Source organism: Achromobacter sp. DMS1, assembly GCF_001270295.1.
This window is the reverse complement of record NZ_LHSJ01000090.1, coordinates 1-14,106: the sequence shown is the minus strand read 5'-3', so window position 1 is coordinate 14,106 and position 14,106 is coordinate 1. Positions and strand designations below refer to the sequence as shown.

At 64.2% G+C, this 14,106-nt stretch carries 10 protein-coding genes, 1 tRNA gene and 3 pseudogenes; 2 read left to right on the top strand and 12 right to left on the bottom strand.

What is annotated here, in order from left to right; all coding sequences use genetic code 11:
• The 3 genes and pseudogenes from AD428_RS24920 to istA all read right to left on the bottom strand — a co-directional run.
• Nucleotides 1–911 (bottom strand): annotated as a pseudogene (locus AD428_RS24920) (helicase); the annotation flags it as partial.
• Between the two features lie 51 nt (nucleotides 912–962).
• Nucleotides 963–1,733, bottom strand: a complete 771-nt coding sequence (gene istB / locus AD428_RS12515) for an IS21-like element helper ATPase IstB (RefSeq protein ID WP_053245377.1) — start codon at nucleotides 1,731–1,733, stop codon at nucleotides 963–965.
• Nucleotides 1,730–2,740: an IS21 family transposase gene (istA, locus tag AD428_RS12510; protein WP_053245378.1), complete on the bottom strand. Its 1,011-nt coding sequence runs from the start codon at nucleotides 2,738–2,740 to the stop codon at nucleotides 1,730–1,732. Before istA ends, istB begins: the two co-directional genes overlap by 4 nt.
• A 614-nt stretch (nucleotides 2,741–3,354) precedes the next feature.
• On the opposite strand from istA, the gene AD428_RS12505 reads away from it, so the two are divergent.
• Nucleotides 3,355–3,669: a site-specific integrase gene (locus tag AD428_RS12505; RefSeq protein ID WP_082308382.1), complete on the top strand. Its 315-nt coding sequence runs from the start codon at nucleotides 3,355–3,357 to the stop codon at nucleotides 3,667–3,669.
• A 32-nt stretch (nucleotides 3,670–3,701) separates the two neighbouring features.
• Here AD428_RS12505 and AD428_RS12500 read toward each other — a convergent pair.
• Nucleotides 3,702–3,780 (bottom strand) — tRNA-Ile (locus AD428_RS12500).
• Between the two features lie 9 nt (nucleotides 3,781–3,789).
• Complete coding sequence (gene rpoD, locus AD428_RS12495; RefSeq protein ID WP_053245375.1) at nucleotides 3,790–6,054, bottom strand: RNA polymerase sigma factor RpoD; 2,265 nt, start codon at nucleotides 6,052–6,054, stop codon at nucleotides 3,790–3,792.
• A 505-nt stretch (nucleotides 6,055–6,559) separates the two neighbouring features.
• On the opposite strand from rpoD, the gene AD428_RS26785 reads away from it, so the two are divergent.
• Nucleotides 6,560–6,715 (top strand): hypothetical protein, encoded by a 156-nt coding sequence (locus tag AD428_RS26785; RefSeq protein ID WP_160318579.1) that lies wholly within the window; start codon nucleotides 6,560–6,562, stop codon nucleotides 6,713–6,715.
• Nucleotides 6,716–6,726: 11 nt separating this feature from the next.
• On the opposite strand, the gene dnaG is transcribed toward AD428_RS26785, so the two are convergent.
• The 7 genes and pseudogenes from dnaG to AD428_RS12460 all read right to left on the bottom strand — a co-directional run.
• Nucleotides 6,727–8,766, bottom strand: a complete 2,040-nt coding sequence (gene dnaG, locus AD428_RS12490; protein ID WP_053245374.1) for a DNA primase — start codon at nucleotides 8,764–8,766, stop codon at nucleotides 6,727–6,729.
• 19 nt (nucleotides 8,767–8,785) lie between these two features.
• On the bottom strand, nucleotides 8,786–8,998 hold the full coding sequence (gene rpsU / locus AD428_RS12485; protein ID WP_006218592.1) for a 30S ribosomal protein S21: 213 nt from the start codon (nucleotides 8,996–8,998) through the stop codon (nucleotides 8,786–8,788).
• A 343-nt stretch (nucleotides 8,999–9,341) separates the two neighbouring features.
• Entirely contained in the window at nucleotides 9,342–9,884 is a 543-nt protein-coding gene (locus tag AD428_RS12480; RefSeq protein ID WP_053245373.1) for a phosphoribosyltransferase, read from the bottom strand.
• Nucleotides 9,885–9,965: 81 nt separating this feature from the next.
• The gene (locus AD428_RS12475) at nucleotides 9,966–11,261 is read right to left on the bottom strand and encodes an adenylosuccinate synthase (RefSeq protein ID WP_053245372.1); all 1,296 of its coding nucleotides are present in this window, start codon (nucleotides 11,259–11,261) and stop codon (nucleotides 9,966–9,968) included.
• A 76-nt stretch (nucleotides 11,262–11,337) separates the two neighbouring features.
• A pseudogene (locus tag AD428_RS12470) lies at nucleotides 11,338–12,491 on the bottom strand (ATP phosphoribosyltransferase regulatory subunit).
• 280 nt (nucleotides 12,492–12,771) lie between these two features.
• Nucleotides 12,772–13,677: a protease modulator HflC gene (hflC, locus tag AD428_RS12465; protein ID WP_053245371.1), complete on the bottom strand. Its 906-nt coding sequence runs from the start codon at nucleotides 13,675–13,677 to the stop codon at nucleotides 12,772–12,774.
• Nucleotides 13,678–13,695: 18 nt separating this feature from the next.
• A pseudogene (locus AD428_RS12460) lies at nucleotides 13,696–14,106 on the bottom strand (FtsH protease activity modulator HflK); the annotation flags it as partial.

Below are 14,106 nucleotides of genomic sequence, written 5' to 3'. Positions count from 1 at the left end.
GGTGAGTTGAAGGCGTCCCGTACCGAGTCTGCGCGAACGAGAGCCTGGTTGTTGTCGTCTCGAATATCCCCGAACCGGAGCGCGAAACGACAGCGGGTGTTGAAATCATCGAGAGCAAAGCCGTCGCCCGACATCTTTATTTCGTCGATTCGAATCTGCGCGGTTCGCAGTGACAACACCGATTGGATGCACTCGGCTATGCCAGCCACCTGTCCTTCCGGTGAGTGCTCTTGGAGACCCAAAGACTCTCGAAGGACATGCACATATTCGTCGAGCACCGATTGGAGATTGCCGTCGATACCGTACTGAAGCGTTAACCGCCAATAAGTGTCCTCGCCGGAGCCTCGCAGCATGGCAATCGTCTCCGGCATATTGAAAAGAGATCGGAAGCCGGATGCGATTCTGGCTGCGGCCGACAGAAGGTTCGGATCGCCCGCATCGATCCCGACACCGATACGGCGAAGTGCTCGCAAGGCACACACTCCTGGACCGGCAAGAGCCAGATCGCAAAGCACATCGACCAGATCATCTGGCTGAGGACCAAGAGGAATGTTGCCCTCCGCCATGCTGACCAGCAGGTCGATGTGATCTTTGAAACGGGTGCCTGATTCATGGTCCGGCGTAGCGGATCTCCATCCCGAATGGCTCTTACACCAGTCCAACAACCCATTATGGGAATCGAGAAGAATGGGAGCCGCCCAATACCATCGCTCATCAGCCCGCGTCCCTTCCCCGGCATCAGGCAGGGTCTCGACCAAACTGCGGCAAATAGCCTTGACCTCGTCCCTCAGCTCCTGGACGTCCAGTGGTCCGCTTCCACGGCCCAGAGCAATCTCAAGCGGGTCAATCTTGGTGGTAAGGGTTGGGGACGGCAGCAACCAGGTGTCAACGCCGGTTGAAAACTGACCCACTTTCGTCGGAATCGTCGGAGTAAAACTGACCCACCCCGGCGTCCAAAAAACCTAGCTCCTGATCTTGATATTCCCTGCTTTGCGCTTGTCCTTGAGTCGGTAGCTTTCCCCGGCAATCTGCACGATATGGGCGTGATGCAGCAGGCGGTCGAGCAAGGCGGCGGTCAGCGTTTGGTCCTCAGCAAAGCATGAGGACCACTGACTGAAGGGCAGATTGCTGGTGACGATGATGCTGGTGCGCTCGTAGCGCTGGGCCACCACGTTGAAGAACAGATTCGCCTCCTCGCGTCCAAACGGCAAATATCCGATCTCATCGATCACCAACAGGCGCGGCCCGATGATGGCACGGTTGAAGTACTGCTGCAGCCGATCCTGTTTATGGGCGGTGGCCAACTGCATCATCAGGTCGGCGGCAGTCAGGAAGCGGGTCTTGATGCCCGCCATGACGGCACGGTAGGCCAGCGCCTGAGCCAGGTGGCTCTTGCCCACGCCGCTGGGCCCCAGGAATACGATGTTCTCGGCCCGTTCGATAAAGCTCAGAGCGGCCAGTTCCTGGATCTGGGCACGTGGCGCACCGCTGGCAAAGGCGAAGTCATAATCCTCGATGGTCTTGACCGAGGGCAGCGTGGCAATCTTCATCAAGGCAGCCCGCTGGCGTTCGATCCGGGCGTCGTTCTCGATGCCCAGAAGGCGTTCCAGGAAGTCACCATGGCTGGCGTCCTCGCGGGCACACTGCTGGGCGATGGCCGGCCACTCGCTGCCGATACGCTCCAGCTTCAGGACGTCGCAGAATTGTTCGATCCGGTTGTGTTGGATGTTCACGCCCGCACCTCCAGCAGTTCGTTATAGACCGACAGCGGGTGCTGGAAGCTCTCTCGCGGGACAGGCCGGTGGGATCTGGCAGGCAGCAGAATGCCGTGCTGCGCAGGCAAAGGCAGCAACGCCAGGCGCTCTTCTTGGAACCGCTTGGCGGGTCGCTCCCGGGTGGTGCCGTGCAGTCGCTGATCGGCCACCTCCGTCAGCCAGCGGCCGATGTGCGCGTTGGCCGCTGTCACGTCAAAGCGCAGACCGGCCTGCTTGAGGGTCGCGGCCAACGGCACACAAAAGCTGCCCTTCAGATATCCGTTGAAGCGTTCGACCTTGCCCTTGGTCTTGGCGCGATATGGCTGGCACACACGTGGGGTGAAGCCGAACTCCTCGGCGACGGCCAGCAACCCGTTGTGCCACCGGTGGTGGCCGGGACCGTATGCATCACGCTCAATGATGATGGCCCCCGCGTTGTCGAACAGCACGTGCTGAGGCACACCGCCGAAGTAGGTGAAGGCCTGGCGCAGACATCCGAACCAGGTGTCGGCGCGCTCGTCGGTGGTGAACCGTACCCAGCTCGAACGGCTGTATCCCAGCGTGGCCACGAAGGCCATCAGTGGATCGCGGCCACGCCGGATGTGAGTGAAGTCGGCCTGCATCTGCTTGCCGGGAGGCGTCTCGAAACGAACGACCGGTTCAGGTTCCTGATGCTTGTGGGCACCCAGAAACTCCTTGAGTTGCGTCACGCCACCGGGATAGCCCAGTTCCTGGATCTCTCGCAGCAGTACGGCTGCCGGTATCCAGTGCGGTCGGGCCGCTTCGATGCGACCGCGCAGATAGTCCTTGTACGGATCCAGCTTGGTGGCCCGTGCCTCGCGGGGCCGGTACTGCTGGGCATCGGCCTCACGCAGGTATCGCCTGACCGTGTTGCGTGAGCAGCCTAGCTGCTTGGCCATCTCCCGAATGCTGACGCCGCGACGCGCCATTACCTTGATCTCCACTGCTTGCTCCTGAGTCAACATTGTCGGTGGCCAAAAAGCCACCATCATTGCCCAGGTGGGTCAGATTTACTCCGACGGGGTGGGTCAGTATTACACCGGCGCTAACAGGAATCAGCGCCATCGAGCGCGGCGTTGCCCGCCTGCGCCGCCTGAGCGCCTAGCCGGGCGCCGGATTTCCCGCCTGTCGTCCGCCTGCGCGAAGCTGCTTGGGAACGGATCGAGATGGTGCAGAGGTACGCCCACCTTGCCCCGACGCACCTCGCCCACCACGCCGAGAACGTCAAGATTACGTCAATGTCGGAGCTAGAAACGAAACAGCCGCCATTGCTGGCGGCTGACCACGGCCTTCCCTGCCCTCAAGGGTGCGGGCTCCAAGTACAGCAACAACTCGAACTGGCTGGTGAACCTGCTGGGTCCCGGCTACGGGGTCCTCGACACCGTGTCCAGCGCCTCTGCCAACGCGGCAGCGGGCGACTGGAGCCGCGCTGGGCGGCAACTGAAGACGCTGATTCCAGCGCGACAACCCGTCGATCTCCTGCATGGACTCGGCATGACACTACTCCTTTGTCTTCCCCGCGCTCAAGGGCCGCACATGGGCAGGCAAGGACGAACCCCGTGGTCACGCGACCGACGCGATCCAGAATCACATCGAAAAGTGTGGGCTGAACGCCGACCCGCAGGCCGACAAAGTGACGCCCCATACCTTCCGCGACACCTTCGCGGCGCGGCTGGTTCAAGCTGGGGTTTCACTGTTGAAGGTGTCGAAGCTCCTGGGTCACGCGAATGTCTTGATGACCCAGAAGTACGCGCACTTGTCGCCGGAAGCGACAGGAGCGGAGGCCGCCGCTGTACTGGACAGCCTCCACTCAATTAAATCGACAGAGGGTGACAACCCTATCGCGCCGGACACATTTCCGGACACAGTAGCACAGGTCACACACGTCGATTAACCGCAAACCCCTATGCTGCTCATAGGAGAAATTGGTAGGCCCCCCGAGAGTCGAACTCGGCACCAACGGATTATGAGTCCGCTGCTCTAACCAAGCATGAGCTAGAGGCCCAGAAAACGATTACTGCCCTTCCAGGAAGCTCTTCAGCTTGTCGGCCCGGCTGGGGTGACGCAACTTGCGCAGCGCCTTGGCTTCTATTTGCCGGATGCGCTCGCGCGTAACGTCGAACTGCTTGCCCACTTCTTCCAGGGTCTGGTCGGTGCTCATTTCGATGCCGAAACGCATGCGCAGAACCTTGGCTTCACGCGGGGTGAGAGAGTCTAGCACTTCTTTCACCACGTCGCGCATGGAACCGTGCAGCGCGGCGTCGGAAGGCGCCAGGGTGGACGTGTCTTCGATGAAATCGCCCAGGTGCGAGTCGTCGTCGTCGCCGATGGGCGTTTCCATGGAGATCGGTTCCTTGGCGATCTTCAGGATCTTGCGGATCTTGTCCTCCGGCATGTCCATCTTCTGCGCCAGGGTGGCGGGATCGGGCTCGGCGCCCGTTTCCTGCAGGATCTGGCGGCTGATGCGGTTCATCTTGTTGATCGTTTCGATCATATGGACCGGGATGCGGATGGTGCGCGCCTGGTCCGCGATGGAACGCGTGATGGCCTGGCGGATCCACCAGGTGGCATACGTGGAGAACTTGTAGCCGCGGCGGTATTCGAACTTGTCCACCGCCTTCATCAAGCCGATGTTGCCTTCCTGGATGAGGTCCAGGAACTGCAGGCCGCGGTTGGTGTATTTCTTGGCGATGGAGATCACCAGGCGCAGGTTGGCCTCGGTCATTTCGCGCTTGGCCTTGCGGGCCTTGGCTTCGCCGGTGGCCATGCGCTTGTTGACGTCCTTGAGGTCCTTGAGCGGCAGCACCACGCGGGTCTGCAGGTCGATCAGCTTCTGCTGGAGTTCCTGGACAGCCGGGATCTGGCGCTCGAGGGTCTCGGCGTACGGATGGCCGGCGGCGACTTCGTCCACGACCCACTGCAGGTTGGTTTCGTTGCCGGGGAAGACCTTGATGAAGTGCGAGCGCGGCATGCCGGCCCTGTCCACACACGTGTGCAGGACCGCGCGCTCGAGCTGGCGCACTTCCTCGACCTGGCTGCGCAGGGTGTCGGCGAGCTTCTCGACCATCTTGGCGGTGAAGCGGATGCCCATCAGTTCGTTCTGGATGGCTTCCTGGGCGCGCACGTACACTTCCGACTTGTAGCCGTCCTTTTCGTAGGCCTGGCGCATCTTGTCGAACTGCTTGCTCACCTCGTCGAACTTGGCCAGCGCCTTCACGCGCAGATCTTCGAGCTGCTTGCTCGACATGCCGCCCGCCGGGCCATCGTCGCCCTCGTCTTCGTCGGCCGAGACGCCGGCGCCGGCGTACTCTTCGCCGTCTTCCGGATCGACCAGCCCGTCGACCACTTCATCGATCTGGGCCTGGCCGTCGCGCACGCGGGCGATATAGGCCAGGATTTCGTTGATGGTGGTGGGGCAAGCCGAGATGGCCATGACCATGTGCTTCAGGCCGTCTTCGATGCGCTTGGCGATCTCGATTTCGCCTTCGCGCGTGAGCAGCTCGACCGAACCCATTTCGCGCATGTACATGCGCACCGGGTCGGTGGTGCGGCCGAAGTCGGAGTCCACGGTGGTGAGCGCGGCCTCGGCTTCGTCTTCGACGTCGTCGTCGTTGGAAGCCACGGGCGCGTTTTCGCTCATCAGCAGCGTTTCGGCATCGGGGGCCTGGTCATAGACCGAGATGCCCATGTCGCTGAAGGTGCTGATGATGCCGTCGATGGCTTCCGCGTCGACCAGGTCGTCGGGCAGATGGTCGTTGATCTCGCCGTAGGTCAGGTAGCCGCGGTCCTTGCCCAGCTTGATGAGCTGCTTCAGGCGGTTGCGGCGCGCTTCGTATTCCTCGGGGGAGACGGGGCCGCGCGCGATCAGGTCCTTGGGATCGGCCTTGCCGCGCTTGCCGCCGCGCTTGGGCGGCTTCAGGTCGGGCAGGACCTCGCCCTCGCCGTCCATGGGATCGTCGAAGGTGTCGGAATCGTTGTTGGCATTCTTGGCCGGGCGGCCGGGGCGGCGCCCGCTGGGCGCCGGACGGGCGGCGCCGACCAGATCGGCGAGCTTGTCCTCGGCCTTCTTGGCGCGCGACTTGGCAGCCTTTTCAGGCTTGTCCGCCGCGGCCGCCTTGGCCGTCTTCTTGACGGCCGCCTTGGCGGCAGGCTTGGCGACCTTCACCGCCGTCTTGGCGGACGCTTTTTCCGCCGCCATGCTCGCGGCGCGCTTGGGCGCCGCTGCCTTGGTTTCGGCCGCGTCAATTGCAGAGGAGGTTTTGCCAGTGGATTTGGTCATAGTCGCTTCCGTGGTCGTCGCAACCCGATTGGGCATGTTGCACCGCATAAGGCCATCCATGGGCCATGGACGGGAACATACGGGTAAATCTGGTGAAGTCGGCGGAAATCATGCGGCCGCGTTGGTCGCGGCCCCGGCCCTGACGGGCCCTGCCGGACGCCGTCGGGGGGTGCACCCTTTCTGCGCGTCCTGCCTTACATGACTTCATCCAGCCGCGGATTCCGCGCGTCGGGCGGGGCTGCCTGCCTATGAAATAGGCTTTGCTTGCTCGGCGCATTGCCTGGAGCAGCTACGATGGACACAGCACCCAGGCCGCTGACGCCTGACGGAATGCCTGCGCTGAACTGCAAACTCACCGCTCAGCTAGTTTAATTAACTATGTAACAAACAGGGCGCAATTTTCCCTGCGAACCGGCCCGGCTTCCTACGCCAGGCAGCCGCAAGGCCCGCGCCCGATGATTCTTTGGTCTCCCGGCTTCCGTTTTGATGGACCCAAAACAATTAGATGCCTGAAAACAAAATAGATTCCGGAAAAATCTCCGTCCAGCGACTTCTTCCCCGGCTTTCCGCCGCCATCCGATGCAACAGGGAGCGCTTCCTGCCGGCCGCCGCCATGCGCAAAAAGCCCGAAACCTCGCCCGAAGCCCTGGAAAACCTTTGAGTTTACCGCAATCAGCGTATGCCGGCACCTTTCAGCACCATCATCCGCTTGGACAATTCCAGATAGCGCTTGCGCGCCTCCTCCGATTCCAGGCCGGAGGCGGCCAGCTTCGCCATTTCCGCCTTGGCGGCATCGAACTCGATGCGCCGCAGGGCGTCGTCCCATTCGGTCTGCGGGTCAGGCAGGTCTTCCTGGGCGAGAATGTCCGCCCTCAGCCCCTTGAGCACGGCAGCCAGGTCCGAATCCGGCTCGGCGGCCTCCAGAAGCGCGCCGACGTGCCGCGCGCCGCTGCCCTGGGCCAGCATGATCAGGTCCTTTACCAGACCTAGATGGGGGCCGCGGTCGATGACTTCAAGCTGCTCGTCTCCCATGGTGTCCACCAGCTCCGGATGGGCCAGCAGCAGACTCAGCAAGCGCTTGGCCAGCGAAGGCATGGTGCGCCGCCCTTCGTAGCCTCCCGGCTCGTTGTCGCGCCGGCCTTTCCAACTGCCCTTGCCCTTCCAGTCGCTCTTGCCTTTCCAGTCGCCCCGGCCCTTCCAGGCCGGCTGGCCGACCCAGTGGCCCGGTTCCTGCGGCGCGCGCGCCCCCTCGCCCTGGAGGAAGTGCGGATAATCCGGCTCCCCCTCGTCGGCAGGAATATCGCTGAAGTCGTAGTTGGCGTAGTCGAAGCCCGGCTCCGGCGCAGGCCCGTCGGCCGGCACGGCGCCCGCCTCGTCCGGACCGCTCTTGGAGGGCGCCGCGAACGGCCGCGCCGCCGCGGTCTGCTGGGCCAGCATCTGGGCCATTTCTTCAGGGGTGAGCTGCACGAGCCGCGCCATTTCGCGCTCGATCTGCACTCTCAGCGCGCATTCGGGAATGCTGGCCAGCAGCGGCTTGGCCTCGTGCAGGCAGCTTGCCCGCCCTTCGGCTTCGTCCATGTTGTGGCGCGAGGCCAGTTCATCGAGCAGGAAGCGGGACAGGGCCACCGCCTCGCCCAGGCAGGCCCGGAAGGCATCCGCACCCAGTTCGCGCACGTAGGAGTCGGGATCATGCTCCGCGGGCAGAAACAGAAAGCGGATGGCAATGTCGTCGCGCAGCACCGGCAGGCAGGCCTGCAAGGCCCGCCATGCGGCGCGCCGGCCCGCCGCGTCGCCGTCGAAGCTGAAGATGACGCGGTCGCTGGCGCGCAGCAGCTTCTTGACGTGATCCGGGGTGGTGGCGGTGCCCAGCGTGGCCACGGCATTGGCGATGCCCTGCTGGGCCAGGCCCACCACGTCCATGTAGCCTTCCACCACGATGACCTGGCCTTCCTTGCGGATGGCCTGGCGCGCTTCCCACAGGCCGTAGAGCTCCTGCCCCTTGGAAAACAGCGGGGTTTCGGGCGAGTTGAGATACTTGGGCTCGCCCTTGCCGATAATGCGCCCGCCGAAGCCGATCAGGCTGCCCCGCGCGTTGCGGATGGGGAACATGATGCGCTCGCGGAAGCGGTCGTAGCGGCGCCCGTCTTCGGATTCGATGACGAGGCCGGCTTCCACCAGCACGGGGTCTTCGTAGTGGGAAAAAACCTGCGACAGGCCGTGGCGGTCGGTGCCCGACCAGCCCAGCCCGAAATGGGCCGCGATCTCGCCCGTGAGGCCGCGCTGCTTGAGGTAGCGAATGGCGGCGGGCGAATTGCGCAGCTGCTTGAGGTAGTGCGCCTGGGCCGCTTCCAGAACCTGGACGTGACGCGATTCCTCCGCCTTGCGGCGGGCCGTCTCGGCCTGCTGGCGAGGGCTGCGGTTTTCTTCAGGGACCGTCATTCCCACCGAAGCCGCAAGCGTGCGCACGGCCTCGGGGAAACTCGCGCCCGTGTGCTCCATCAGGAAGGTGATGGCGCTACCGTGCGCGCCGCAACCGAAGCAGTGATAGAACTGCTTGGTCGGACTGACGGTAAACGACGGGCTTTTTTCGTTATGAAAGGGGCACAGGCCAAGCAGGTTGGCCCCACCCTTTCGCAACTGCACATATCGCCCGACGACATCGACGACGTCGACCCGGGCGAGCAAATCCTGGATGAATGATTCTGGAATCAATAGATTCGGGAATCAGAAATCAATACAGGCGGGGCGGCAGTTGCTGGCTACGAATCCGCTTGTAGTGGCGCTTCACCGCGGCGGCGTGCTTGCGCTTGCGCTCAGCCGTGGGCTTCTCGTAGAACTCGCGCGAGCGCAGTTCGGTGAGCAACCCGGTTTTTTCGATGGTGCGCTTGAAGCGACGCAGGGCGGCTTCAAACGGTTCGTTTTCCTTCAGTCGAACGATAGGCATAAATGAGTTGGCCTGCTTTTATGGGTAACAAAAAGTTAATGACAAACCTGGCCTGCTTAACCAGCAACGCCATGGCCTCCGGCTTCGCCCGGGAAGCGGCGCGAGGGTCATGCCCTGCCCGCGCCGCGTCGCCGCGAACCGCCCGAAGCCTTCCAGCGCCAATCTCGGCTGGCTATTTTCCGTTACCCAGGCCGCCGAAAACGCACGCAATGCGCGCAACCGGCAGCGAAAATTGAGTAACAAGCCAAGTTCGGTTTAGCGATAACCAGCGATTCTAGCACGATCACCCCCGATTTGGCCAGGAAGAGGCCATAACGGAACGACCGGGCCGCGAAACGCGGAATCAGCTTTTGGAACCCTTGCGGACCCAGGCTTCGAGCTGGTGCGGCCGCAGGCTGTCGTAGTCTTCGAACGGCTGGTGGATCCAGGGGTTGGTGGGCAGCTTTTCGACATAGTAGTCGGGTGTGACCTGCGAATGCCCTTTCCACCAGAGCACGGCGCTGCGCAGTTCGGTAATGTCGGCGAACTGGCGCTTCAGATGGTCGAAGACCTTGCTGAACGTCAGGCCGGTATCGACCATGTCGTCCACCAGCAACACCCGGCCCGACAGCGTGCCGCGCGTAATGGTGATGAACTGGGCAATGTCCAGGTCGCCCTGCTTGGTGCCCGCGGCTTCGCGATAGCTGCTGGTGGCCAGGATGCCCAGTGGCACGTCGTAGATGCGGGACATGACATCGCCCACGCGCACGCCGCCGCGCGCCAGGCAAAGAATCTGATCGAATTTCCAGCCGGATTGATACACCTGCAAGGCGAGGCGCTCGATCAGGCGGTTGTAATCGTCCCAGGTAACCCACAGATGGCTGTCGTCACTGGTTGGCGAGCTCATAGGCTGGCAACTCCTGCATGAGAATACGAAAAGGCCGCCGCCGGTATGACCGGCGGCGGCCTTGTGAATGATAACCCGATGTCAGCCCTTGAGGGGATGGCACAGCACGATGGTTTCGTTGCGGTCGGGGCCGGTGGACACCAGGTCGATTGGCACGCCGCAGACTTCGGCCACGCGCTCCAGGTAGCGGCGGGCAGCCTGCGGCAGCTTGCCGTACTCGGTGATGCCGACGGTGGACTCGCTCCAGCCCGGCAGCTCTTCCAGCACGGGCTCGGCCTGGGCCACGGCATGGGCGCCATAGGGCAGCACGTCGCGGAATTCGCCGTTGACGCGGTAGCCCACGCCCAGCTGGATGGTTTCGAGGCCGTCGAGCACGTCCAGCTTGGTGATGCACAGGCCGGAAATGCCGTTCAGGCGGACCGAGCGCTTCAGGGCGGCGCCGTCGAACCAGCCGCAGCGGCGCGGGCGGCCCGTGACCGAACCGAATTCCTTGCCGATGGTGGCCAGGCGGGTGCCGATTTCGTCGACCAGCTCGGTCGGGAACGGGCCCGAGCCCACCCGCGTAGTGTAGGCCTTGGTGATGCCCAGCACGTAGTCGAGCGACTGCGGCCCCACGCCGGCGCCCGCCGAGGCGGCGCCCGCCACGCAGTTGCTGCTGGTGACGTAGGGATAGGTGCCGTGGTCCACGTCGAGCAGCGCGCCCTGGGCGCCCTCGAACAGCAGGCGCTTGCCCTCCTGCTGGAGCGCATAGAGATTGCTGGAGACGTCCTTGACCATGGGGGCGATGGCCGGCGCCAGCGCCATGGCCTGGTCGCGCACCTCGCTGGCGGACACGGCTTCGGCGCCGAGATACTTGGTGAGCACGAAGTTGTGGTAGTCCAGCAGCTCGGCGAGCTTTTCGTCGAACAGCGAGGGATTGAAGAGGTCTTGCACGCGGATGGCGCGGCGGGCGACCTTGTCTTCGTAGGCCGGGCCGATGCCGCGGCCGGTGGTGCCGATCTTGGCCTCGCCCTTGCGCGCTTCGCGGGCCTTGTCCACGGCGACGTGGTACGGCAGGATCAGGGGGCAGATTTCGGAGATCTGCAAGCGCGAGCGCACGTCCAGGCCGGCGGCCTCCAGCTCTTCGATTTCCTTGAGCAGGGCTTCGGGAGACAGCACGACGCCATTGCCGATGTAGCAGGTGACGCCGGGGTGCATGATGCCCGACGGGATCAGGCGCAGAATCGTCTTCTTGCCATTGATCCACAGCGTGTGGCCGGCATTGTGGCCGCCCTGGAAGCGGACCACGCCCTGGACGGATTCCGCCAGCCAGTCGACGATCTTGCCTTTGCCCTCGTCACCCCACTGGGTGCCGATTACGACTACGTTCTTGCTCATGTTACGAATCAATATCGAGTTTCTCGGGAAATCCGGAAATCTCCCCGCGGCCCCCTTGTCTCCAAGAGGGAGTTAGTCACAGCGTTCTGACGGTCCATGCGCCATCCTGCAGCGCCAGCTCGCGATCGCAAACGAATTCGTCCTGATCCTGCTCGTGGCCGGGCAATACCTGAACGACGATTTCCCCCGACCGGCGCAGGCGTCGCACCGCTTCGATCAGGGCCGGGGACTGCCCCCAGGGCGCCCGCACGGCGCGCGCCCGTTCGGCCGGCGGCGGCCCGCCAGCTTGCGCAGATCCAGGCTGAAGCCCGTGGCCGGGCGCGCCCGCCCGAACGCCAGGCTGACGTCGTCGTAGCGGCCTCCGCTGACGAGCGCATCGTGCCACCCTTCGGCGTACAGCGCGAACTTCACGCCCGAATGATAGTTATAGCCCCCCACGTCGGCGAGATCGACGCCGAACGCCACGCTGGGCATGGCGTCCACCACGCGCAGCAAGGCGTCGAGCGCGGCGGCCACGCCGGGCAGCAGAGGCAATTGCCGGCGCGCGTCCTGCAGCACTTCGGGACCGCCGTACAGATTCGGCAGGCGCCGCAGGGCGTCGTGGGTTTCCTTGCGCAGGCCGGGCAGGCGCGCCGCCAGCTCGCCCAGGCCGGGCACGTCTTTTTCGCGCAGCAGGCGGATGATTTCTTCCGAGGCGGCGGCGGCCGCGGGATCGGACTCCAGCAAGGCGCGGAGCACGCCGGGATGACAGAGGTCCAGGCGCGGATTGCGCACGCCGGCGATCTCCACCGTTTCGAGCACGAGCTGGATGATTTCCAGGTCGGCCTCGAAGCCGGCATGGCCGTAGATTTCGGCGCCGATCTGCAGCAGCTCGCGGCTGGACAGCAGATCGGCCGGCCGGGCGTGCAGCACGTTGCCGCAATAACAGAGACGGGTCACGCCCGCGCGGTTGAGCAGGTGCGCGTCGATGCGCGTGACCTGCGGCGTCATGTCGGCGCGCACGCCCAGCGTGCGGCCGGAAAGCTGATCAGCCAGTTTGCAGGTACGCAGATCCAGGTCGCTGCCGGTGCCCGACAGCAACGAATCGATGTACTCGACCAGGGGCGGCGCGACCAGCTCGAAACCGTAAGTGCGATACAGATCGAGGAGTTCGCGGCGCAGTTCCTCGATGCGCCGTGCCTCTGCCGGAAGCACGTCGGCAAGGCTTTCGGGCAGCAACCAGTTACCCATGAATGTTTACCTGAATAACGCCTAGAGATGCGTGGGCGTCGCCCAAACGAAAAAGCGGCTGAGGGGGCGTAAGCCCGCTCAGCGCTCGCGGAAAGTTTTCTAGCTTACGCGGTATTGTACATGGTTCGGCGGCTTGCGCCAGCCGCGCGGCCGGGCGTGCGCCCGCCCTCGCCCCGGGTCCGCCGGACGGCGGGCGGCGGAAAAAGCCCCCGCGGGCCGGGCCGGCGGGGGCTTTGGCGGCCGGGCGGCAGGCGCCCGGCGGCTTCGACGCCTCAGGATCTCAAGGCTTGGCCGGAATGGTCACGGGCGCGAGCGCCTGGCCCAGCGGATCCTTCATGAACTTGAAGAAGCTGGAGCTCGGGTCGACCACGAGCACGTCGCTCGGCTTCGAGAAGGAAGCGCGATAGGCCTCCAGGCTCTTGTAGAACGCGTAGAACTGCGGGTCCTTGCCGTAGGCCTGGGCGTAGATGGACGCGGCGGTAGCGTCGCCCTCGCCCATGATGCCCTGCGCCTTGGCGTAGGCCTGGGCGACGATGACTTCGCGCTGGCGGTCGGCCTCCGCGCGGATCTTCTCGCCTTCGGCCGCGCCGATGGATCGCAGCTCGTTGGCCACCCGGGTGCGCTCGGCTTCCATGCGGCGGTACACCGACTCGGAGATCTCGGGCGCGAACTCGATGCGGCGCAGACGCACGTCCACGATCTGCACGCCCAGCGGTTCGGCGCGCTTGGCGACGTTGGCGAGGATTTCCTCCATGACCTTGTCGCGCTCGGTGGACACCACGTCGCGCACCGTGCGCACGTTGACGGCGGCGTTCAGGGCGTCGCGGATCTGCGCCTGCAGGCGCTCGCCGGCCGCGCGCTCGTTGCCGCCGAAGGTGATGTAGTACAGGCGCGGATCGGCGATGCGCCATTTCACGTAGGAGTCGATCAGCAGGTTCTTCTTTTCGGAAGTCTGGATGCGCTCCGGATCGTTGGTTTCGATGGTGAGGATGCGCTTGTCCAGCGTGACGACGTTCTGGAACGGCGGCGGGGCCTTGAAATAGAGGCCGGGTTCGTTGATGACCTTGCGCACTTCGCCCAGCGAGAACACGAGGGCGTAGTCGCGTTCGCGCACGACGAAGACGCAGGAAGACAGGACGGCCAGCACGATGAGCAGGCCGACCAGGACGGGCATGAGGCGTTGCATGTTCAGGGCTCCTCCGGGTTAGCGCGACGTGCGGTCGCGGGGCAGCGTGTTGCTGGGGCTGCTGCCGGAAGATGGGGACGCGCGGCCGCGCTGCGCATCGGCGGCTGCGCTGGCGCCGGACGAGGACGAGCCCGCGGCGCCCGGACGGGACGCGTCCTGGGCGGCCTGGTGCATGATCTTGTCCAGGGGCAGGTACAGCATGTTGTTGTTGCTCTTGGAGTCGACCATGACCTTGCTGGCGCGCGTGAAGATCTCCTGCATGCTTTCCAGGTACATGCGCTCGCGCATCACCTGAGGCGCCTTCTGGTATTCGGCGAGGATGCTGGTGAAGCGCGAGGTATTGCCCTGCGCGTCGCCCACCACCTTGGCCTTGTAGCCTTCGGCCTGCTCGATCATGCGCGAGGCCTGGCCGCTGGCCAGCGGCACGAC

Excerpts from the sequence above, each read along its gene's own strand:
- istA (WP_053245378.1), bottom strand. The coding sequence starts at position 2,740 with ATGTTGACTCAGGAGCAAGCAGTGGAGATCAAGGTAATGGCGCGTCGC.
- rpoD (WP_053245375.1), bottom strand. The coding sequence starts at position 6,054 with ATGACCAAATCCACTGGCAAAACCTCCTCTGCAATTGACGCGGCCGAA.
- AD428_RS26785 (WP_160318579.1), top strand. The coding sequence starts at position 6,560 with ATGCCTGAAAACAAAATAGATTCCGGAAAAATCTCCGTCCAGCGACTT.
- rpsU (WP_006218592.1), bottom strand. The coding sequence starts at position 8,998 with ATGCCTATCGTTCGACTGAAGGAAAACGAACCGTTTGAAGCCGCCCTG.
- AD428_RS12480 (WP_053245373.1), bottom strand. The coding sequence starts at position 9,884 with ATGAGCTCGCCAACCAGTGACGACAGCCATCTGTGGGTTACCTGGGAC.
- AD428_RS12475 (WP_053245372.1), bottom strand. The coding sequence starts at position 11,261 with ATGAGCAAGAACGTAGTCGTAATCGGCACCCAGTGGGGTGACGAGGGC.
- hflC (WP_053245371.1), bottom strand. The coding sequence starts at position 13,677 with ATGCAACGCCTCATGCCCGTCCTGGTCGGCCTGCTCATCGTGCTGGCC.